Raw genomic sequence first — 19451 nt, forward strand, 5'->3', positions numbered from 1 at the left:
TGTTGTCAGGGTGCCTGGTGTTCTTCGTGTGACGGGATGTCCCTACGAGTTACCCGTCCTGTTCCTCATTCACATAGACGCGAGGAACGCGCGATCCGATCCGCGTCACGATCTCGTATGCGATGGTTCCGGCCGCCTGGGCCCAGTCCTCGGCGGTGGGCTCACCGCGGTCCCCGGGCCCGAAGAGCACCGCCTCGGCGCCCGCCGCGGGCTCGTCGCCGCCCAGATCCACCACGAACTGGTCCATGGCGACGCGTCCCGCGATCGTGCGCCACTTGCCCTCGACCAGGACCGGTCCGGCGGAGGAGGCGTGTCGCGGGATGCCGTCCGCGTACCCGAGGGGGACGAGGCCGAGGGTGGTCTCGCCGGGCGTCACATACCCGTGGCCGTAGCTCACGCCGTGTCCGCCCGGGACGTGCTTGACCAGGGCGAGCGAGGCGGACAGCGTCATCACGGGGCGCAGCCCGAAGTCGGCCGGGGTGCCGAGCTCGGGGCTGGGCGAGATGCCGTAGGTCGCGATGCCGGTGCGGACCAGGTCGAAGTGGCTCTCGGGGAGGGTGAGCGTGGCCGGGGAGTTGGCGATGTGCCGGACCTCGGGCCGGGCGCCCCGCTCCTCGGCGTAGGCGACCATCTCCCGGAAGAGGGTGAGCTGGGCGGCGATGGAGGGATGCCCGGGCTCGTCGGCGCAGGCGAGGTGCGACCACAGCCCCGTGACGCGCAGGAGCCCCTCGGCCTCGGCGCGCAGGGCCCCGTCGACGAGCCGGGCCCAGTCGTCACCGGGCTGGCAGCCGCCGCGCCCGAGCCCGGTGTCGGCCTTGAGGTGCACCCGCGCGGGCCGCCCGGCGAGCCGGGCCGCCGCGGTGACCTCCTCCAGGGCCCACATGCCGCTGGCCGACACGTCGAGGTCGGCCTCGATCGCCTCGCGCCAGGGCCCGCCGGGCGTCCACAGCCAGCACATGATCCGGCCCGGCAGCCCGGCGGCCCGCAGCGCGAGGGCCTCCTCGGGCGTGGCGGTGCCCAGCCAGTCCGCCCCGGCGGCGAGGGCGGCACGGGCGCACGGCACAGCCCCGTGGCCGTACGCCTCGGACTTCACCACGGCCATCAGGGCCGCACCCGGCGCGTGGGCACGCAGGGCCCGCACATTGGCGCGCAGGGCGGCCAGGTCGATCTCGGCACGGGCCCGCGAGGGCACGGTCCGCGGGGCTGTTCTCTCGCTCATCGCGAACAGTGTCTCAGAGCGGTACGACACTGCCGGGGCAGCGGCCCCGCAATGTCAGCCCGTCCGGCACTCGAGGACGTGGCCGTCCGGGCCCGAGCGGGGGCACCCTCACCCCGTGGCCCCCCACCGCACCCACGCCCTCATCCGAGAACATTCCGCCACGCCACCGGAACCGCGTCCGCCACATCATGCGCCCCCACCGGCGCCCCGTCCGCCGCCAGCCTCCCGGCCAGCCCGTGCAGATACGCCCCCACGCTCCCCGCGTCCACCGCGCACAGCCCCGCCGCCAGCAACGACCCCGCCAGCCCGGACAGCACATCCCCGCTCCCCGCCGTGGCCAGCCAGGACGTCCCCGTCGGATTCACCCGCACCGCCCCGCCCCCCGAGTCGGCGACCAGCGTCGTGGACCCCTTGAGCAGCACGGTCGCCCCGTACCGCCCCGCCAGCTCCCGCACCGCCGCCAGCCGGGCGCCCTCGACCTCCCCGCGCTCCACGCCGAGCAGCGCCGCCGCCTCCCCCGCATGCGGCGTCATCAGCGTCGGCGCCCTCCGCCCCCGTACGACCTCGGCGTCGGCCAGCCGCAGCCCGTCCGCGTCGATCAGCACCGGCACGTCCGCCGCCAGCACCTCGCCCACCGTCGCCGCGTCGTCCCCGGCGCCCGGCCCGACGACCCACGCCTGCACCCGCCCGGCGTGCTTCGGCCCCCGGTCCGACACAAGCGTCTCGGGATACCGCGCGATGACGGCGTCCCCGGCCGGCCCGACGTACCGCACGGCCCCGGCCCCACCCCGCAAGGCCCCCGAGACGGCCAGTACGGCGGCGCCCGGGTAGCGCGCTGACCCGGCGGCGATGCCGACGACACCCCGCCGGTACTTGTCGCTCTCGGCCCGGGGCACCGGCAGCAGCCGCGCCACGTCCGCGTGCTGCAACGCCTCAAGCTCCGGTTCGACCGGCAGTTCCAGTCCGATGTCGACCAGCCGCACCGACCCGGCGTACTCCCGCGCCGGGTCGATCAGCAGGCCCGGCTTGTGCGTCCCGAACGTCACCGTCAGATCGGCCCGGACGGCGACGGCCCGCACCTGTCCGGTGCCGGCGTCGACCCCGCTCGGCAGATCGACGGCGACCACGGCGCCCCGCGCCCGCCCGGCCGCGGCGGCCAGCGGCACGGCGTCCGGCCGCAGCCCGCCCTTCCCGCCGATCCCGACGATGCCGTCGAGGACGAGGTCCGCCCGCTCGATCAGCTCCTCGACGCCACCGGCCCCACCGGCCCCACCGGCACCCTCGACCCCACCGGCTTCCACGGCCCGCCCCCCGGCCCGCCGCAACGCCGCGAGCCCCTCCGCATGCGCACGCTCCGGCGCGAGCAGCACCGCCGTGACCCCGGCCCCGCGCCGGGCCAGCCGGGCCCCGGCGTACAGCGCGTCACCGCCGTTGTCGCCGCTCCCGACCAGCAGCACGACCCGGCTGCCGTACACCCGCCCGAGCAGGTCGGCGCAGGCGGCGGCGAGTCCGGCGGCGGCGCGCTGCATCAGCGCCCCCTCCGGCAGCCGCGCCATCAGCTCCCGTTCGGCGGTCCTGACCGTCTCCACGCTGTACGCACTCCGCATGCGGTCGAGTTTCCCGTACGACCGCCCGGCCACTCCCGCGCAACTCGCGCAAGCGCGAACCGCCGCACGGTCTCGCGCGACGCGAGCCGTGCCACGTCTCCCCCAACTCGGCGCCCTGCCCCACCCATTGACGCTGTGCATGCCCTTTGCCAGACTCACCGGCCGCAGGATGCAGAAAGCGCTTGCACACTCGCTTGCACACCCCCCACGTCCGACGAAACCGAGGCCCCCATGGGACGCAGATCCGCCTTCCTCGCAGCCGCCGGTGCCACCGCCCTCCTCACCGCCGCCGGCACCCTGACCGCCCCCGCCACCGCCGCCACCACCTCGGCCGCCACCACCTCGGCCGCCGCCCCCGCGCGAGCGGCGGCCTGTGGAGACGGCTCCTTCCAGGCCGAGGCCGTGCAGAACGGCGCCAACTGGACCGCCCGGCGCGGCGGCAGCACGGTCTACACGGGCACCGACCTGCGCGCCGCCGTCCAGGCCGCCGTCAACAGCCTCACCTCGGGCCGGACTTCGAAGGAGCGGGTCGTGGTCCGCGGCTCGGGCTCGATCCCGGCGGGTTCCCGCATCTCGCTCCCCAGCTACACCGTCCTCGACGTCTGCGGCACGATCGACGTCACGGGCAGCGGCTCGGGCGACCAGGCGCCGGTCTACTCCCGCGGCACCCGCGACATCGAGGTGCAAAACCTCAAGCTGACCGGCACCCCGCTCTACGGCATCTTCCTGCGCAACGTCCAGAACGTGGTGCTGGGCCAGATCGACATGCGCCTCTCCCGCGGCCTGGGCGTCCGGATCGACAACCGCGGCGACACCAGCCAGTGGACGCGCAACGTCCGCATCGACAACGTCTACGTCTCCGGCGCGTCCAGCCACGCGGTCGAGACCTACGGCGTCGACGGCCTCACCGTCGGCACGGTCACCGCCCGCAACGTGGGCGAGTCCGGCCTGCTGCTCAACCAGACGATCAACGCCAACGTCACGAAGGTCGACGCCGAGAACGCCGGCACCGGCACGGGCTACGCCGCCTTCCGCATGGCCAACCGCAACGGCCGGGTCGGCAGCGGCTACCCCACCAACATCCGCGTCGGCGAGGTCATCGCACGCGGCGGCGGACGCGGCGTGTTCTGCGTCTCGGAGAGCGGCGGGGCGACGATCAACAAGGTGACGCTCTCCAACACCGGCAACAACTCGGTCCTGATCGAGAACTGCTACAACGTCAATCTGGCGGCCCAGAGCGGCACGATCACAGGCGGCGGCGAACTGCGCCTGGCCGCCCGCTCGGAGTTCCCGAACAACAAGGACATCACCGTCCAGAACCTGACGGTCACCAACTCGGCCATCAGGGAAAGCCCCTGCGGCGAGAACACGACGTTCCGCAACATCACACGGGTGAACAGCAGCCAGTCGATCTGCTGAACCGTCACCCACCCGGGCCCCCGCCCACCAGGCGGGGGCACGCACCCCGCCCTCACCCCGCCCTCCCTAGGCTCCCGCATCCCAGCGACACGGTGAACACGCCATGTCCCAGCCGGGAAGCGGACCGGCACGACCGCCGGCCTGTTTGCCTCCCGGGTTCACCCCTCCGCGATCACCACGGCCGAGGCCACCCCCGCGTCATGGCTGAGCGACACATGCCAGGACCGCACCCCGAGTTCGGCGGCCCGCGCGGCCACACTCCCGCTCACCCGCAGCCGGGGCTGCCCGCTGTCCTCCACATACACCTCCGCGTCGGTCCAGAGCAGCCCGGCGGGAGCCCCGAGCGCCTTGGCCAACGCCTCCTTGGCTGCGAACCGCGCAGCCAGCGAGGCGACCCCCCGCCGCTCCCCACTGGGCAGCAACAACTCCCCCTCCACGAACAGCCTCTCGGCCATCGCGGGCGTCCGCTCCAGCGACGCGGCGAACCGCTCGATCTCGGCGACGTCGATCCCGACCCCGATGATGCTCATACGCAGCACCCTACGGCGACACCACGGCGTATTCCTCGCAGTGACTAGCATGATCAACATGGAATGGGACGGCCTCACCGACCGCGACCGCTACGGCGACTGGTACCTCAAGGCTCGCGACCGCTTCTCGGACCTGGCCCGGGACGCCGACTGGGGCGGCCTGTTCGGGGAGCTGGAGGAGAACCCCAGGTACGTCAATCTCGCCCGGCCCGGTAGCCACAGCGGATTCGCCCCACTGCATCAGGCCGCCTGGCACGGCGCCACCATCGCCGTCGTCTCCCGCCTGCTCGCCCACGGCGCCTGGCGCACACACCGCTCCCGGGACGGACGTCTCCCCGTGGACATCGCGCGGGAGCGGGGTCACACCCATCTGCTGGAGCTCCTGGAGCCGGTCGCGGTACGCCGGCTCCCCACCCCCTCCGACGTACTGGAGGACCACTTCCACGCGATGCTGCGAGAGCGCACCAGCAGCTGCTTCGACAACGTCGAGCACCTGCTGCCACCGCTGTCACCCCTGACGGAGGGTCTGGACGTGCGGATCTTTTTCCCGGTGGTCGGCATGCTGGGTGGCTTCCACTACCGCCTCCACATGGACACCGTGCACGTGAACGGCAGGTCCCGGATGGACGGCGACGACGGGGACTTCTACCAAGTGACCCCCGACGGCTGGACCAAGCTCCCGTACAGCCCCAGGCCACCGGCACCTTGGAGCCTCCCGAACTGAGGGCCGTTCACCTTCCCGGCAGCAACCTTCTCCCGCTTCCTGGAAGCCCTCCGCACCGAACTCCCAGTGGGCACCCCAAGGCCTGAACTCCCCCTCCCCCTTGTACAGTTCGCGATGATCGCGATGAGCAAACGCATCGCGCCTAACGGGAGAACACAGACCATGATGTCGAAGTCTCTGGGCACCGCACTGACCACTGCGGCCCTCATAGCCACGGCTCTGACCGGCACCGTCGCCACCGCCGGTACCGCCGCCGCGGTGACGCCGGACTGCAGCAGCGCGCTGACCAACGTGAAGCCCAAGGAAACCGTCAACCTCCGCAGCTCGCCCAAGACGAGCGCCACGGCTCTCGGCACCTGGGGCAAGGGCCAGAAGGGCGGGGTCTGCTTCGGCGACCGCGGGCCCACCAAGGGTGGCAGCTACACGGCCTGTGGCAAGACGAGCAACAAGTGGTACTTCGGCGGCCCCAACAGCACCGGCAAGGAAGGCTGGGTGCCGGCGACCTGCCTCCCCATCTGAGCCTGAGCACCCGACGGCCTGACCGGCCCACCGGCATACCCGCTTAACGGGCTAACCCGCTCACCGGCTCACCGGCTCACCGGCCGGCCAAGATGGGGGCGAAAGGGAACTCAACCCCTTCGCCCCCACCCCATCACTCCACCGTCACCGACTTGGCCAGGTTCCGAGGCTGGTCCACCTCGTTCCCCCGGGCCGTCGCCAGCTCACAGGCGAACACCTGGAGCGGCACCGTCGCGACGAGCGGCTGCAGCAAGGTCGGCGTGACGGGAATCCGGATCAGGTGATCGGCGTACGGCACGACCTCCTCGTCCCCCTCCTCCGCGATCACGATCGTCCGCGCACCCCGCGCCCGGATCTCCTGGATGTTGGAGACGATCTTGTCGTAGAGCACGGACCGCCCCCGGGGCGAAGGCACCACCACGACCACCGGCAGATCCTCCTCGATCAAGGCGATCGGCCCGTGCTTCAGCTCCCCCGCGGCGAACCCCTCGGCGTGCATGTACGCCAGTTCCTTCAGCTTCAGCGCGCCTTCGAGGGCCACGGGATACCCGACATGGCGCCCCAGGAACAGCACCGTGTTCTTGGCGGCGAGCGAACGGGCCAGCTCCCGCACCGGCTCCATCGTCCCGAGGACCTGCTCCACCGCACCGGCGATCGAGGACAGGTCCCGGATCACGGCCCGAATCTCGTCTCCCCACTTGGTGCCCCGCACCTGCCCCAGATACAGGGCGACCAGATAGCAGGCCACCAACTGCGTCAGGAACGCCTTGGTGGACGCGACCGCGACCTCCGGCCCGGCGTGCGTGTACAGCACCGCGTCGGACTCGCGCGGGATCGTCGAGCCGTTGGTGTTGCAGATCGCCAGGACCTTGGCGCCCTGCTCGCGGGCATGGCGCAGCGCCATGAGCGTGTCCATGGTCTCGCCGGACTGCGAGATGGCGATGACCAGGGTCTGCGCGTCGAGGATCGGGTCCCGGTACCGGAATTCACTGGCCAGCTCCACTTCGCACGGGATGCGCGTCCAGTGCTCGATGGCGTACTTGGCGATCATCCCGGCGTGGAAGGCCGTACCGCACGCGACGATGACGACCTTGTCGATCTCCCTCAGCACCCCCTGGGGGATCCGCACCTCGTCCAGGGTCAGCGACCCCGAGCCGTCGATCCGGCCCAGCAGCGTATCGGCGACCGCCTTGGGCTGCTCGGCGATCTCCTTGAGCATGAAGTAGTCATAGCCCCCCTTTTCCGCGGCCGACGCGTCCCAGTCGACGTGGTACGAGCGGACGTCGGCAGGCAGTCCGTCGAACCCGGTCACCGTCACGCCGTCCCGGCGCAGCTCCACGACCTGGTCCTGTCCCAGCTCGATCGCCGACCGCGTGTGGGCGATGAACGCGGCGACGTCCGAGGCGAGAAAGGCCTCGCCCTCTCCGACGCCCACCACCAGCGGCGAGTTCCGCCGCGCGCCCACCACCACGTCCGGCTCGTCGGCATGCACCGCGACCAGCGTGAACGCGCCCTCCAGCCGCCGGCACACCAGCCGCATCGCCTCGGCCAGATCCGCGCACGAAGAGAACTCCTCGGCGAGCAGATGCGCGACGACCTCGGTGTCCGTCTCGGAGCCCAGCGCGTGACCCCGCTCCTCCAACTCGGCCCGCAGCAGGGCGAAGTTCTCGATGATGCCGTTGTGCACGACGGCGACCCGGCCCGCGTTGTCCAGATGCGGGTGGGCGTTGGTGTCCGTCGGCCCACCGTGCGTGGCCCACCGGGTATGCCCGATGCCCGTCGCCCCGGTCGGCAGCGGCCGCCCGTCCAGTTCCTTCTCCAGATTGAGCAGCTTCCCGGCCTTCTTCGCCGCCGCCAGCCCCCCGTCCGCCAGCACGGCGACACCCGCCGAGTCGTATCCCCGGTACTCCAGCCGCTTCAGCCCGGCCATCACCACGTCAAGCGCCGACTGCGGCCCCACGTATCCCACGATTCCGCACATGGAGCGCAGCCTACGACCCGAAAGCGCCAGGAAAGCCCTTCTGTGTGCCCGAAATCGGAAATTCTCAGGCCGATACAGGCTCCACAACGACGACTTTCGCAACCGCCCTCGCTTCGATCCACCTGGCAGGAAGACCAGCGGGCGGCAGACGCAGGCCTCACCCCCTCACACCTTCGCCCGATAAGCCCGCATGGCCAACGGATAGAACACCACCGCGATCCCCGCGGCCCACACCAACGACCACATCACCGGCTCCGCCACCGCCCCACCCAGCAGCAGCCCCCGGAACGCGTCCGACAGATGCGTGACCGGATTGACGTCGCTCCATGCCTGGAGCCACCCCGGCATGGTGTCGACGATGACGAACGCGCTGCTGGTGAAGGTGATCGGGAAGATGAGGGTGAAGGCGAACGCCTGTACCTTCTCCGCGTCGCCCGCCAGCATCCCGATCAGCACGGCGCACCACGACACGGCCGCCGCGAACACGACCACCAGCAGCGTGCCGAGCAGGAACCCGCCGAAGCCGCCGGTGATGCGGAAGCCGAGCGCCAGCCCGAGGCCGATCATCAGCACCAGCGCCCAGACATGCTTGGCGAGGTCCGCGGTGATCCGCCCGATCAGCGGCGCGGAACGCGCGATCGGCAGACTGCGCAGCCGGTCGAAGACACCCTTCGTGAGGTCGGTGTTGAGGGCCATCGCCGTGTACATCGTCATGAACAGGGTGTTCTGCACGATGATCCCGGGCAGCGCGTACTTCAGATACGCCTCGGGCGACCCGGCCATCTGCCCGCCCAGCACAAAGGTGAAGAGGAACACGAACATGATCGGCGTAATGCTGTAGTCGACCAGTTCGAGCGGGTTGTGCTTGACGGCGACCAGACTCCGCCAGGCCATCGTGAAGGTCTGCCGCAGCCCGGCGAGGGGCGGCACCCGCCCCGACGCGGTGACCGGCGGGGCAAGCGCGGTGGCGGTCATGACCGGCTCACCGCCTTCTCCAGCTCGTCGTCGTCCCGGACGGCGGCGGCGTCGTCCTCCTTCTCTTCCTCACCCGGCTCCGCACGATGCCCGGTCAGCGCGAGAAAGACCTCGTCGAGCGAGGAGCGCCGCAGCGCCAGCTCCCCCACTGCGATCCCCTCCCGGTCCAGCGCACGCACCACGGCCGGCATCAGCTCGGGATCCTTCACCGGCGCCGTGACCATCTCGCCCTCGATCCGCGCCTCCGGCCCGGCGGCCCCGGCCACCAGCGCGTGCGCCCGCGCGAGGTCCTGCCCCGCGATCGGCCGCAGCTCCAGCACCTGCCCCCCGACCTGCGCCTTCAGCCGGTCCGGCGTGCCCTCGGCGATCACCCGCCCCTTGTCGATCACCACGATGTCGTCGGCGAGCACATCGGCCTCGTTCAGATACTGCGTGGTCAGCAGGGCGGTCGCCCCGTCCGCGACCAGGCCGCGCAGCAGATCCCACAGCTCACCGCGGCTGTGGGGGTCGAGACCCGTGGTCGGCTCGTCCAGGAAGAGGATGCTGGGCCGCCCCACCAGACTGGCCGCGAGGTCCAGCCGCCGGCGCATACCGCCGGAGAAGGTCTTCGCCGCCCGCCCGGCCGCGTGCGTGAGCTGGAACCGCTCCAGCAGCTCACCCGCCCGCGCCTTCGCCTCCCGCCTCGACAGACCCAGCAGCCGGCCGATGAGCAGCAGGTTCTCCGTACCGGTCAGGTTCTCGTCCACCGCCGCGTACTGCCCGGTCAGCCCGGTCAGGGAGCGTACGAGCCCGGCCTCCCGGACCACATCGTGGCCGGCCACCCGTGCCCTGCCCCCGTCCGGGCGCAGCAGCGTGGCGAAGATCCGCACCGCGGTCGTCTTCCCCGCGCCGTTGGGCCCCAGCAGCCCGAGCACCGTTCCCTTGCGGGCCGCCAGGTCGACGCCGGCCAGCGCCTCGGTCTCCTTGAACCGTTTGACCAGGCCTTCCGCCTCTATCGCATACGTCATGGGTACCCCCAGGCGTCCGCGGACCCCGGACCGGGCCCACTCCTCCCACAACTGTGACGCACGCCACTGACATTCCGCCTGTGTCGAATTTTCTCAGCACAAGCAAGGCCAAACAGGGGCGAACACCTCGCGTGACGGATCCCACCTCACAGTCCGTTCGTACGCCCGTAACAATGGACTGTGATCTCTCCGGTCTCCTCGATGCCCCGGAGCGCCCACCGGCAGCGGCCGGAGGCGACTCCCTACGTCGACCTCACCCGAGCCGAGTGGAGCGCGCTGCGTGACAAGACGCCGCTGCCACTGACGGCCGAGGAGGTCGAGAAGCTGCGCGGTCTCGGCGATGTCATCGACCTCGACGAGGTGCGGGACATCTACCTCCCGCTGTCCAGACTCCTCAATCTCTACGTCGGCGCCACCGACGGCCTCAGAGGAGCGCTGAACACGTTCCTGGGCGAACAGGGCTCCCAGTCCGGCACCCCGTTCGTCATAGGAGTCGCCGGCTCGGTCGCGGTCGGCAAGTCCACCGTCGCCCGTCTCCTCCAGGCCCTGCTCTCCCGCTGGCCGGAGCACCCGCGCGTCGAGCTGGTCACCACCGACGGCTTCCTGCTGCCCACCAAGGACCTCCAGGCCCGCGGCCTGATGTCACGGAAGGGCTTCCCCGAGTCCTACGACCGCCGCGCCCTGACCCGCTTCGTCGCCGACATCAAGGCCGGCAAGGACGAGGTCACGGCCCCGGTCTACTCCCACCTCATCTACGACATCGTCCCGGACCAGAAGCTCACGGTCCGCCGCCCCGACATCCTGATCGTCGAGGGCCTGAACGTCCTCCAGCCCGCCCTGCCCGGCAAGGACGGCCGCACCCGGGTCGGTCTCGCCGACTACTTCGACTTCAGCGTGTACGTCGACGCCCGCGTCGAGGACGTCGAGCGCTGGTACCTCAACCGCTTCCGCAAGCTGCGCGCGACCGCCTTCCAGAACCCCTCCTCGTACTTCCGCAAGTACACCCAGGTCTCGGAGGAGGAGGCCCTCGACTACGCGCAGACGATGTGGCGCACGATCAACCGGCCCAACCTGGTCGAGAACATCGCCCCCACCCGCGGCCGGGCCACCCTCGTCGTACGCAAGGGCCCCGACCACAAGGTGCAGCGGCTCAGCCTGCGCAAGCTGTGACGCGCGGGGAAAAGGCGGTTGGATAGTCGTCATGCTCCACCTGCGCCTGATCACGCCGTCCGAGAAGACCGACGAAGTGGTGCTGCTGATCGAGAAGACGGTCGGCACCACCCACCTGGTCGTGCTGCCGGACGCCGCCCGCAACCCCTCCGGGGACGTCGTCATGTGCGACGTGGCACGCGAGGCGGGCGACGAACTCCTCACCGGCCTGCGGGAACTGGGCATCGACACCACCGGTTCCATCGCCGTCGAGACCATCGACCTGTCCCTGTCCGAGCGGGCCGAGAAGGCCGAGGCCGACGCACCCGGCGAGGGCGCGGACGCGGTCCTGTGGGAGCACCTGAGCGACGCGACGCACGAGGAGTCGACGCTCTCCGTCACCTACCTGGCCTTCATCACGCTGGCCACGATGATCGCGGCCTGTGGTGTGGTCCTGGACAACGCGATCCTGATCGTGGGAGCCATGGCGGTGGGCCCGGAGTTCGGCCCCCTCGCCGGCATCTGCACCGCGATCGTCCGCCGCAGATCCCGCCTGGCCCTGCGCTCCCTGATCGCCCTGCTGGTGGGCTTCGCGGTGGCGATGGCGGCGACGGTCGCCTTCAGCCTCTTCATGAACGCCGTCGGTCTGTTCACCGAGGCCCAACTGGAAGCCGACCGCCCGAACACGGGCTTCATCTACGCCCCCGACTGGTTCTCCTTCGTCGTGGCGGTCCTGGCCGGCATCGCCGGCACCCTCTCCCTGACCTCGGCGAAGTCCGGAGCCCTGGTGGGCGTGGCCATCTCCGTAACGACGGTCCCGGCCGCGGCGAACGCCGCGGTGGCCCTCAGCTACGGCGACACCACCCAGACCTGGGGCTCCACCCAGCAACTCCTGCTGAACCTCCTGGGCATCATCGTCGCCGGCACGGCAACACTGCTGACCCAGCGATACTTCTGGTCCAAGCAACGCCAGTAGGTGTCAGGGGCGCGGGGAACTGCGCGACAAGCCACGACGCAGCCGCAGCCCGCCCACAACAGCAGCCCCCACCCCGAACCGCAAAACCCAACTACCCCAGCGCTGACTTCACCGCATCAGCCAGCCGCCCCGCAACAGCCCGAGCCTGCTCGATATCAGCAGCCTCCACCATCACACGCACCAACGGCTCGGTCCCGGACGGCCGCAGCAGAACCCGCCCGGTAGCCCCGAGCTCGGCCTCCGCATCGGCAACCGCCGCCGACAACTCCGCGGAAGACCCGACCCGCGTCCGATCGACATCCGGCACATTGATGAGCACCTGCGGCAGCCGCTCCATGACACCCGCCAGCTCCCGCAGCGAACGCCCGCTCCCGGCGACCCGAGCCGCCAGCAGCAGCCCCGTCAGCGTCCCGTCCCCGGTCGTCGCGTGGTCGAGGATGATCACGTGCCCGGACTGCTCGCCCCCGAGGGCGAACCCGTGCTCCTTCATCTCCTCCAGCACATACCGGTCACCGACCGCGGTCTGCACCAGCCGGATGCCCTCGCGCTCCATGGCCAGTTTGAACCCGAGGTTGGACATCACCGTGGCGACCACCGTCTCGGACCGCAGCGCGGAGCGCTCCCGCATCGCCAGCGCGAGCACGGCCAGGATCTGGTCGCCGTCCACCTCCGCACCGGTGTGGTCCACGGCGAGGCACCGGTCGGCGTCACCGTCGTGCGCGATGCCGAGGTCGGCCCCGTGCTCGACGACGGCGGCCTTGATCTTGTCCAGGTGCGTGGAGCCGCACCCGTCGTTGATGTTGAGCCCGTCCGGCTCGGCCCCGATCGTGACGACCTCGGCACCGGCCCGCTGGAACGCCGCCGGCGAGACCCGGGCGGCGGCGCCGTGCGCCTCGTCGAGGACGACCTTCAGCCCGTCGATGCGGTTCGGCAGGGCGCCCAGCAGATGCTCGACGTACCGGTCGAAGCCCTCGCCGTATTCCTGGACGCGGCCCACTCCGGCCCCGGTCGGCCGCTCCCACGGGGCGCCGGTGCGGTGCTCCTCGTAGACGGACTCGATCCGGTCCTCCAGCTCGTCGGCGAGCTTGTGCCCGCCGCGGGCGAAGAACTTGATGCCGTTGTCGGGCATGGCGTTGTGGCTCGCGGAGAGCATCACACCGAGGTCGGCGCCGAGCTCTCCGGTCAGGTACGCCACCGCCGGGGTCGGCAGCACGCCGACCCGCAGGACGTCCACACCGGCGCTGGCGAGGCCCGCGACCACGGCGGCTTCCAGGAACTCCCCGGACGCGCGCGGGTCACGCCCGACGACCGCGGTCGGGCGGTGCCCCTCGAAGGTGCCCGCCTCGGCCAGCACGTGCGCCGCGGCCACGGAGAGGCCCAGGGCCATCTCCGCCGTCAGATCCGCGTTGGCGACACCGCGCACGCCGTCAGTGCCGAAGAGTCGTCCCACTGTGGTGTCCTCCGAATTGCTGTGAGAGTGCGGCTCACATCCCCAAGTACTTCCCTAGTACATCCCTGAAGTACATCCCTGAGACTGTCCGGGGCCGGTAGGGGTTGTGTAAACGAACCGCCCCGGCGGCACCATTCGTGCCGCCGGGGCGATCGTTGCAAAGACAGCGGACGCGATTAGCGCTTGCTGTACTGCGGGGCCTTGCGGGCCTTCTTGAGACCGGCCTTCTTGCGCTCGACCGCACGGTCGTCGCGCTTGAGGAAGCCGGCCTTCTTCAGCGGGCCGCGGTTGTTGTCGACGTCCGCCTCGTTCAGCGCACGGGCGACACCGAGACGGAGCGCACCGGCCTGACCGGAGACACCGCCGCCGGAGATGCGGGCGACGACGTCGTAGCGGTCGTCGAGCTCGAGCACCTTGAAGGGCTCGTTGACTTCCTGCTGGTGCACCTTGTTCGGGAAGTAGTCCTCGAGGGTGCGACCGTTGATCTTCCACTTGCCGGTGCCCGGGACGATCCGGACACGGGCGATGGCGTTCTTGCGACGGCCCAGGCCGGCGGCCGGCTGGGGCTCACCGAAACGCGAGGCGAGGGACTCGGAGGTGTACTCACCCTCCACCGGAACCTCGGACTCGGTGGTGTAGCTGTCGATGTCGACTTCTTCGAGCGGCTGCTCGGCAGTGGTCTCGGCCACGATGCTCCTCAGATTCTGTTCAGTCTTAGGGGGTGTGGCCGGACTTACTGCGCGACCTGGGTGATCTCGTACGGCTGCGGCTGCTGCGCGCCGTGCGGGTGCTGGTCACCCTTGTAGACCTTCAGCTTCGAGAGCATCTGACGGCCCAGGGAGTTCTTGGGGAGCATGCCCTTGACGGCCTTCTCGACGGCCTTCTCGGGGTTCTTGTCCAGCAGCTCGTCGTAACGGACGGAACGCAGACCACCCGGGTAACCGGAGTGGCGGTACGCCATCTTCTGGGTCCGCTTGTTGCCGGACAGGTGCACCTTGTCCGCGTTGATGATGATGACGAAGTCACCAGCGTCGACGTGGGGGGCGTAGATCGGCTTGTGCTTGCCCCGGAGGAGGGTCGCTGCGGTGGTGGCGAGACGACCCAGGACAATGTCCTGGGCGTCGATGACGTGCCACTGGCGCGTCACATCGCCGGGCTTGGGGCTGTACGTACGCACGGTTCGTAGCCTTCGCTTCGAGTGAATGGTCCTGAACAGGTCACCGAAACGATCACGACAGCCTTGACCGCACTGCGGTGACGCAAACCGCGTGCTGGTCGCTGGTCATCGGCCCGGCGGACCGGTGTAAGGGCCCGTCCCGTGAGAATGAGCAAGCCAATACACAACGAACAAGCAGAATACCGGGGCACACCACAAGGGTCAAAACGCGGGATCACCGTCGACGATCGAACACGCAGACGCACAGCCCCGCACACAGCGTGACAGCTCTCCGCAGGGCCCTGCGCCGGACCGGCCGCACATACGGAAACACCGACGACAGCAGCACATCGCCGGCCACCGCGACGCCCCACCGCAGCACGGATCCCCCACCGCGCGGACGACGGCAGGCCCGCAGCACCGCGAACCCGGCGGGCACCCAGACCGACGGCCACGACACCAGGCACGCCAGCACCGCCACGGCCACCAGCACCCGCGCCCCCACCCGCACGGAACCCACCCACAGGCTCCCGCTCACGAGTCGCCCCAACCACCCGGAGATGTCGCCTTTGCCCGTCCGCATGGGAGGAACGCTAGGGGCTGCGAGGCCGATCCAGGCGGACCAGCACACCCCATGTCCCGTCTAAGATGCGCCCCATGAGCTATGGGCAGGGGGGACCCCAGTCCCAGTGGGATCCCTGGAAACCGCAGTCGCAGCAGCCCTGGAACAGCGGGGGCGGTGGCCAGTCTCCGGACTGGGCCGCGCTGGCCGAGGCATCGGAGTCGCGTAACAAACGACGCCGGCTGCTGATGGTCGGCGGCGGCGCGCTCGCCACCGTCGCGATCGGCGCCGCCGTCGCCGTGGCGGTGGTCTCGGCGGGCGGCGACAACCAGGCGAACAACCCGGCCTCCCTGCCCTCGGCGGACATCCCGAGCGGCTCGCCCTCGGCCCCGTCGTTCGCCCCGACCAGCGCCCCGCCCCCGCTGGACCCGAAGGACTTCGTCGCCAGCGCGAAGAAGGACAAGGCCCCGCTCGGCCCGGACACCCTCTTCCCCGGCACCCAGCTGACCATCGGCGAGACGGTCTACAAGAAGGGCCCCACGGCCGACACGAAGAGCTGCGGCTCGGCGGCCGGCGGCACCCTCCCCAAGGCGCTCACCGCGAACGACTGCACGCGCCTGATACGAGTCACCTACTCCAAGGACGGCATCGCCGTGACGGTCGGCGTGGCGATCTTCGACACCGAGGCCCAGGCGGTCAAGGCCAAGAGCCAGACCGACAAGAAGAGCTTCATCAAGTCGCTCTCCGGCGGCGGCGTGAAGGGCTTCTGCGAGTCCGGGTTCTGCCGCACCACCGGCAACGCCTACGGCCGCTACGCCTACTTCACCAACGCCGGCTTCACCAACGGCAAGGACGTGACGCCCAAGGACACGGCGGTCTTCAGGACCGGCGACGACCTGGCCCGGTTCACGTTCAACCAGATCCGCCGCCGCGGCGAGGCCCAGGCATCGGCCGCGGCCAACGAGTGACGGGCCGCCGCCGCGCGCCCGGTCACAGCCTCTTGGCGCTGCGCAGCGTCTTGGCGTAGTAGCCGTTGCCGTCCAGCCGGGACACCCCGCCGACATCGCCGATGGTCGGTCCGTTGACCTCCTCGCGGCTGGAGACGAAGAGCAGGTGGCCCTCGGTGTCGTAGCCGAGCACCATGCCGACGTGGTCCAGGCGCTGCTTCGTCCGGGTGTCGAGCTTGAAGAAGACGAGGTCCCCGGGCTGGAGCTGGTCGATGCCGGTGGGCCGGTCCTTCGGCGAGACGCCGGTGAGCGGCAGGACGTCGGCACCCTGCTTGGAGCGGGCCATACCGTTGGCGGTGCGCGGCAGGCCGTCGCCCGAGTCGTCCGAGGACATGAGCGGATAGCGGGCGCGGTAGCCGAACATCATCCGCATGTATCCCGAGCAGTCGATCGACCGGGCGCGCGCGGTCTCCGGCTGCCCGATCACGCCGTCCCGGAAGGGGTACGGGACGCCGAGGTAGTCGTAGAAGTCGGACTGCTCCAGGCGCAGGTCGCCGCCCTCCGCCCCGCTCGTGTTGAGGGGCCCGAAGTTGGCGTCACCGGCGTAGACGGTGCCCTGTTGGTCCTTCTTCTGTTTGGCGCCCGCGACGTACTGGAAGGCGATGGCCAGGAGGTCGTCCTCCTTGCTGGACTCGTACTCCGCGTACCAGTCCTTGAACCACTTCTGCTGGTCCGCGCCCTTCTTCCAGGACTCGGGCATGAGGCGGACCCAGTCCGTCGAGGAGACCTTGGAACTCGTCGACGAGGGCTCGGCGAAGGTGCGGGCCGGTCCGGTCAGGGTCGCGGTGCGCGCCCCGTCGGTGAACACCGCCTTGACCTGGCCGTCGGCTCCGCGCAGCACGGAGCGGGCGGGGTTCTCCAGCCGGGACCAGCTCTCCCCGCCCTTGTCACGGGTCTTCGCCGCGCCGCCTGCCCGGTCCGAGCCGTCCAGCACGCCGACGTTCGTGATCTCCGGGACGCCCTTGTCCTCCTGCTTGCGCAGCTCCACGGTGAGGTAGCCGGACGTCGCGACGAGCGCCAGCACCACGAGGCCGGAGAGGACCGGCCGCGATTTCTTCTTTCCTGCCATGTGTTCTCCCCTGGGTTGTCGGTCGCCGGGACGCCGGTTCTCAGACGGTGGGCATGATGCCGAGCAGCAGTCCGGCGGCGACGACGATGTAGGCCATGAGCGAGACGGTGCCGGTTGCCAGCAGCGTCGCCCCCTTGGGCTGGCGGACCATCTGGTACGCGATCAGTCCGGGCACGATGAAGCCGAGGGTCTGGTTGCCGTACAGCAGCGGGAACTCCATCGAGAGCACGATCATCACGGTGGCCTGGAGCAGCACGCCCAGCAGGACCACCGCGGCGAACAGCCGCTTGCCGTAGAGGATCACCAGCCGCTGCATGACCTTGGTGCCCGCGTAGGTGAGGGCGGTGACGCCGACCACCATGGCCGCCCGCTGGAGGTCCTCGATGAGGGTCAGGGCGAGCCAGCCGGGCGTGATCATGCCGCCGGGCGACAGGTTGGTGGTCAGGTAGCACAGCAACGAGAAGAACAGGCCGATGGCGATGCCGAGGGCGGCCATCTCGGGGGTCAGGGCGGCGGTGGTCAACGAAGGTCTCCGGGCACGGGTACGGGTGCGGGTTCGGTACGGGGCGATCGGCGGTCCTGCGCGAGGCGCTCGCCCCGCCCGTGGACGTCAGGAACGGGGAGGCTGTCCCCCGTCGTCGGTCGGGACGTACCCGTAGGGCTCGTCGGCGTACTGCCATGCCTGCTGGGCCTCGGCGGCGTACGGCCCCTGCTGGTAGTGGGCTCGGCCGGGGTACCCGGTGTCGGCGTACGGCCCCGACGGCTGGGCGGGGATGCGGACCACCGGGATCTCCTGGGTCTGGGAGGCCTGGTAGCGCTCCTCGTAGGCCATGGGGTACGAGGCGTAGGGGTCCAGGCGCGCCGGCTGGGCCGGCACGGCCGTGGCCGAGGGCGGCGCGGCGTCGGCGGTGGCGGACTCGTCCGCCGGGAGTTCGGCCAGGTACTCCAGCAGTTCCTCGCCCTGGCCGTGGATGTTGCCGATGGCGACCAGGGAGGAGTCGGCGGACAGGCGCTCCAGCAGGGCGGGCATGAACTCCTCGGCCGACCGCCGTTCTCCTCCGAGGTCGACCGCGCGGTCACGCCACTCGGCGGGGATGGCGTCGATCGCGCTCTTGGCGGGGTGCCCGATGACGAAGACGTGGTCCGGCTGGAGGTCGGGGATGATCTCGCCCATCTGCCCGTTGCGCTCCACGCGGTCGGGCCGGCAGTTGATCACGACGTTCAGCGGCCGGTGGATGGCTCCGAGGTCGAGCAGCTGGTTGATGTTCATCAGTGTCGACTCGGGGTCGTTGGCCGCGAAGACGTTGGCGAAGGCGAGCCGCTTGCCCTCGGGCGCCGTGTAGCGCTCGACGGACAGAACGCCGGGGTCCGGCGGGGCGTCGTACATGCCCTGCAGGGCGACCTGCCGTTCCACGCCGAGCAGTTCGGCCACGACGAGGGCGATCGCGACGTTCTCCTTGAAGGTGAACCAGCTGAAGCCGCGCAGCTCCTCGTCGGTGACGGTCTCCGGGTCGGCGTAGACGAGCTGGCAGTTACGGGCGTCGGCCTCCTCCTGGAGGATGTGGAAGCGTTCCTTCTCGGCGGTGACGCAGATGCCGTCCTCCGGCATGGAGCGGCACAGCGACCGCGCCACGTCGTCGAGGGTGGGGCCCATCTCGGCGAGGTGGTCCTCGCGGACGTTGCACAGCACGCCGATCGTGGAGCGGATCAGCTTGCTCTGGTTCACCTCCTGCAGGGCCGGCATGACGGCCATGCACTCGATGACGAGGGCGTCGGGCCGGTAGGTGGCGGCCCGGCGCACGATGCCGATCTGCTCCACCACGTTGGCGATGCCGAACTTGCGGTAGACCGGCTCCTCGGTGGCGTCCGGGTGGATGAACCGGGCCGCCGTACCCGTGGTCTTCGCCACGGTGACCAGATCGCCGCCGCGCAGCGCCCCGGCACACAGCCGGGTGATGGAGGACTTGCCGCGGATGCCGTTCACGAGCACGCGCGAGGGGATGCTGTGCAGGCTGGCGTAGTGCCGGCGCTGTTCCACGATGCCCGCCACCAGCAGCAGCACACTGCCGGTGAGCAGGACGAAGTACAGATAGAGCACGGC

At 70.5% G+C, this 19451-nt stretch carries 19 protein-coding genes; 6 read left to right on the forward strand and 13 right to left on the reverse strand.

Annotated features, from left to right (window positions below; all coding sequences use genetic code 11):
• Positions 1–49: 49 nt before the first annotated feature.
• Both alr and NNW99_RS14000 read right to left on the reverse strand, forming a co-directional pair.
• Positions 50–1219, reverse strand: a complete 1170-nt coding sequence (alr, locus tag NNW99_RS13995; protein ID WP_215119397.1) for an alanine racemase — start codon at positions 1217–1219, stop codon at positions 50–52.
• A 140-nt stretch (positions 1220–1359) separates the two neighbouring features.
• Entirely contained in the window at positions 1360–2826 is a 1467-nt protein-coding gene (locus NNW99_RS14000) for an NAD(P)H-hydrate dehydratase (protein ID WP_215119399.1), read from the reverse strand.
• 231 nt (positions 2827–3057) lie between these two features.
• On the opposite strand from NNW99_RS14000, the gene NNW99_RS14005 reads away from it, so the two are divergent.
• Positions 3058–4245: a hypothetical protein gene (locus NNW99_RS14005; RefSeq protein WP_215124623.1), complete on the forward strand. Its 1188-nt coding sequence runs from the start codon at positions 3058–3060 to the stop codon at positions 4243–4245.
• 158 nt (positions 4246–4403) lie between these two features.
• On the opposite strand, the gene NNW99_RS14010 is transcribed toward NNW99_RS14005, so the two are convergent.
• On the reverse strand, positions 4404–4775 hold the full coding sequence (locus tag NNW99_RS14010; protein WP_215119400.1) for a holo-ACP synthase: 372 nt from the start codon (positions 4773–4775) through the stop codon (positions 4404–4406).
• Positions 4776–4833: 58 nt separating this feature from the next.
• Between NNW99_RS14010 and NNW99_RS14015 the strand changes: the two genes are divergently transcribed.
• A complete protein-coding gene (locus tag NNW99_RS14015) occupies positions 4834–5499 on the forward strand; it encodes an ankyrin repeat domain-containing protein (protein ID WP_251057786.1) in 666 nt (221 codons plus the stop codon).
• Between the two features lie 162 nt (positions 5500–5661).
• Positions 5662–6018, forward strand: coding sequence for a hypothetical protein (locus NNW99_RS14020; protein ID WP_215119403.1), 357 nt, complete (start codon positions 5662–5664; stop codon positions 6016–6018).
• Positions 6019–6151: 133 nt separating this feature from the next.
• Here NNW99_RS14020 and glmS read toward each other — a convergent pair whose 3' ends face one another.
• The 3 genes from glmS to NNW99_RS14035 all read right to left on the reverse strand — a co-directional run bounded on the left by glmS (position 6152) and on the right by NNW99_RS14035 (position 9981).
• Positions 6152–7999, reverse strand: coding sequence for a glutamine--fructose-6-phosphate transaminase (isomerizing) (gene glmS / locus NNW99_RS14025; protein ID WP_215119404.1), 1848 nt, complete (start codon positions 7997–7999; stop codon positions 6152–6154).
• 165 nt (positions 8000–8164) lie between these two features.
• Complete coding sequence (locus tag NNW99_RS14030; RefSeq protein WP_215119405.1) at positions 8165–8974, reverse strand: ABC transporter permease; 810 nt, start codon at positions 8972–8974, stop codon at positions 8165–8167.
• Complete coding sequence (locus NNW99_RS14035) at positions 8971–9981, reverse strand: ATP-binding cassette domain-containing protein (RefSeq protein WP_215119406.1); 1011 nt, start codon at positions 9979–9981, stop codon at positions 8971–8973. Before NNW99_RS14035 ends, NNW99_RS14030 begins: the two co-directional genes overlap by 4 nt.
• Positions 9982–10182: 201 nt before the next feature.
• On the opposite strand from NNW99_RS14035, the gene coaA reads away from it, so the two are divergent.
• The gene (gene coaA / locus NNW99_RS14040) at positions 10183–11151 is read left to right on the forward strand and encodes a type I pantothenate kinase (protein ID WP_215124271.1); all 969 of its coding nucleotides are present in this window, start codon (positions 10183–10185) and stop codon (positions 11149–11151) included.
• Between the two features lie 31 nt (positions 11152–11182).
• Entirely contained in the window at positions 11183–12106 is a 924-nt protein-coding gene (locus tag NNW99_RS14045; protein WP_215119407.1) for a DUF389 domain-containing protein, read from the forward strand.
• A 91-nt stretch (positions 12107–12197) separates the two neighbouring features.
• Here NNW99_RS14045 and glmM read toward each other — a convergent pair whose 3' ends face one another.
• The 4 genes from glmM to NNW99_RS14065 all read right to left on the reverse strand — a co-directional run bounded on the left by glmM (position 12198) and on the right by NNW99_RS14065 (position 15295).
• Complete coding sequence (gene glmM / locus NNW99_RS14050) at positions 12198–13556, reverse strand: phosphoglucosamine mutase (RefSeq protein WP_215119408.1); 1359 nt, start codon at positions 13554–13556, stop codon at positions 12198–12200.
• Positions 13557–13732: 176 nt separating this feature from the next.
• A complete protein-coding gene (gene rpsI, locus NNW99_RS14055) occupies positions 13733–14245 on the reverse strand; it encodes a 30S ribosomal protein S9 (RefSeq protein ID WP_184591418.1) in 513 nt (170 codons plus the stop codon).
• A gap of 44 nt (positions 14246–14289) precedes the next feature.
• Entirely contained in the window at positions 14290–14733 is a 444-nt protein-coding gene (gene rplM, locus NNW99_RS14060) for a 50S ribosomal protein L13 (protein WP_215119410.1), read from the reverse strand.
• A gap of 214 nt (positions 14734–14947) precedes the next feature.
• Complete coding sequence (locus NNW99_RS14065) at positions 14948–15295, reverse strand: hypothetical protein (RefSeq protein WP_215119411.1); 348 nt, start codon at positions 15293–15295, stop codon at positions 14948–14950.
• A 74-nt stretch (positions 15296–15369) separates the two neighbouring features.
• Between NNW99_RS14065 and NNW99_RS14070 the strand changes: the two genes are divergently transcribed.
• Complete coding sequence (locus tag NNW99_RS14070) at positions 15370–16242, forward strand: hypothetical protein (RefSeq protein WP_215119413.1); 873 nt, start codon at positions 15370–15372, stop codon at positions 16240–16242.
• Positions 16243–16264: 22 nt separating this feature from the next.
• Here the strand turns inward: NNW99_RS14070 and NNW99_RS14075 are convergent, their stop codons facing one another.
• From NNW99_RS14075 to pgsB, 3 genes are all read right to left on the reverse strand, one after another.
• Positions 16265–17350 carry an NlpC/P60 family protein gene (locus NNW99_RS14075; RefSeq protein ID WP_215119414.1) on the reverse strand — a complete coding sequence of 362 codons (1086 nt, stop codon included), beginning with the start codon at positions 17348–17350 and terminating at the stop codon, positions 16265–16267.
• A gap of 40 nt (positions 17351–17390) precedes the next feature.
• Positions 17391–17873: a poly-gamma-glutamate biosynthesis protein PgsC/CapC gene (locus NNW99_RS14080; RefSeq protein ID WP_215119418.1), complete on the reverse strand. Its 483-nt coding sequence runs from the start codon at positions 17871–17873 to the stop codon at positions 17391–17393.
• An 87-nt stretch (positions 17874–17960) separates the two neighbouring features.
• Positions 17961–19448: a poly-gamma-glutamate synthase PgsB gene (gene pgsB, locus NNW99_RS14085; RefSeq protein ID WP_251057787.1), complete on the reverse strand. Its 1488-nt coding sequence runs from the start codon at positions 19446–19448 to the stop codon at positions 17961–17963.
• Positions 19449–19451: the final 3 nt, after the last annotated feature.

This window comes from Streptomyces sp. CRCS-T-1, assembly GCF_024442335.1.
Lineage (GTDB): Bacteria > Actinomycetota > Actinomycetes > Streptomycetales > Streptomycetaceae > Streptomyces > Streptomyces koelreuteriae.

What these genes read in the sequence shown, in the direction of transcription:
- alr (WP_215119397.1), bottom strand. Translation starts at nt 1,219, where the DNA reads ATGAGCGAGAGAACAGCCCCGCGGACCGTGCCCTCGCGGGCCCGTGCC.
- NNW99_RS14000 (WP_215119399.1), bottom strand. Translation starts at nt 2,826, where the DNA reads ATGCGGAGTGCGTACAGCGTGGAGACGGTCAGGACCGCCGAACGGGAG.
- NNW99_RS14005 (WP_215124623.1), top strand. Translation starts at nt 3,058, where the DNA reads ATGGGACGCAGATCCGCCTTCCTCGCAGCCGCCGGTGCCACCGCCCTC.
- NNW99_RS14010 (WP_215119400.1), bottom strand. Translation starts at nt 4,775, where the DNA reads ATGAGCATCATCGGGGTCGGGATCGACGTCGCCGAGATCGAGCGGTTC.
- NNW99_RS14015 (WP_251057786.1), top strand. Translation starts at nt 4,834, where the DNA reads ATGGAATGGGACGGCCTCACCGACCGCGACCGCTACGGCGACTGGTAC.
- NNW99_RS14020 (WP_215119403.1), top strand. Translation starts at nt 5,662, where the DNA reads ATGATGTCGAAGTCTCTGGGCACCGCACTGACCACTGCGGCCCTCATA.
- glmS (WP_215119404.1), bottom strand. Translation starts at nt 7,999, where the DNA reads ATGTGCGGAATCGTGGGATACGTGGGGCCGCAGTCGGCGCTTGACGTG.
- NNW99_RS14030 (WP_215119405.1), bottom strand. Translation starts at nt 8,974, where the DNA reads ATGACCGCCACCGCGCTTGCCCCGCCGGTCACCGCGTCGGGGCGGGTG.
- NNW99_RS14035 (WP_215119406.1), bottom strand. Translation starts at nt 9,981, where the DNA reads ATGACGTATGCGATAGAGGCGGAAGGCCTGGTCAAACGGTTCAAGGAG.
- coaA (WP_215124271.1), top strand. Translation starts at nt 10,183, where the DNA reads ATGCCCCGGAGCGCCCACCGGCAGCGGCCGGAGGCGACTCCCTACGTC.
- NNW99_RS14045 (WP_215119407.1), top strand. Translation starts at nt 11,183, where the DNA reads ATGCTCCACCTGCGCCTGATCACGCCGTCCGAGAAGACCGACGAAGTG.
- NNW99_RS14065 (WP_215119411.1), bottom strand. Translation starts at nt 15,295, where the DNA reads ATGCGGACGGGCAAAGGCGACATCTCCGGGTGGTTGGGGCGACTCGTG.
- NNW99_RS14070 (WP_215119413.1), top strand. Translation starts at nt 15,370, where the DNA reads ATGAGCTATGGGCAGGGGGGACCCCAGTCCCAGTGGGATCCCTGGAAA.
- NNW99_RS14075 (WP_215119414.1), bottom strand. Translation starts at nt 17,350, where the DNA reads ATGGCAGGAAAGAAGAAATCGCGGCCGGTCCTCTCCGGCCTCGTGGTG.